This window comes from Chryseobacterium viscerum, assembly GCF_002899945.2.
GTDB lineage: Bacteria > Bacteroidota > Bacteroidia > Flavobacteriales > Weeksellaceae > Chryseobacterium > Chryseobacterium viscerum.
The window spans coordinates 1-500 of the sequence record NZ_PPEG02000039.1; the positions used below are offsets into that span (position 1 = coordinate 1).

General features: G+C 34.6%; 1 pseudogene. It reads left to right on the forward strand.

Going from position 1 to position 500, the window contains the following annotated elements:
- Positions 1-272: pseudogene (locus C1634_RS26255) on the forward strand (glycosyl transferase family 1); the annotation flags it as partial.
- Positions 273-500 lie beyond the last annotated feature (228 nt).

Sequence of the window (500 nt, forward strand, 5' to 3'; positions counted from 1 at the left end):
GAGATGGCCCAAGAAAAGGGGAATATGAAAATTTAGTAGCACAAGAAAAGCTTCAGAATAAAGTTCAGTTTTTGGGAAAATTAATGCCCGAGGACTTGAGAAAGGTTACGATAACTGCTGACTGTGGGATGAGCATTGAAGAAAATGGGGGAGATAGTTACCTTTATTCATTGCCCAATAAGGTTTTAGATTGTATTCAGGCGCGTGTTCCTTTGATTCTGTCAAATATTCCTGAATTGCAAAATATTAAAAATCAGTTTGATGTAGGATAGACAATTCCTGATCATCATCCAAAAAACATTGCAACGGCAATTGAAAAAGTTTTAAACAAAGGAAGAAAAAACTATCTGGAAGAACTTGAAAAAGCTTCAAAAACTCTTTGTTGGGAGAATGAAGAAATAAAATTGCTGGAAGTTTTTAATAAAGCGTCCCAATAAAATAAATTCAATCAGGGGGGCCTGTTTATGGTGTATGGATGATTTTTTTGTATTCTATGAACC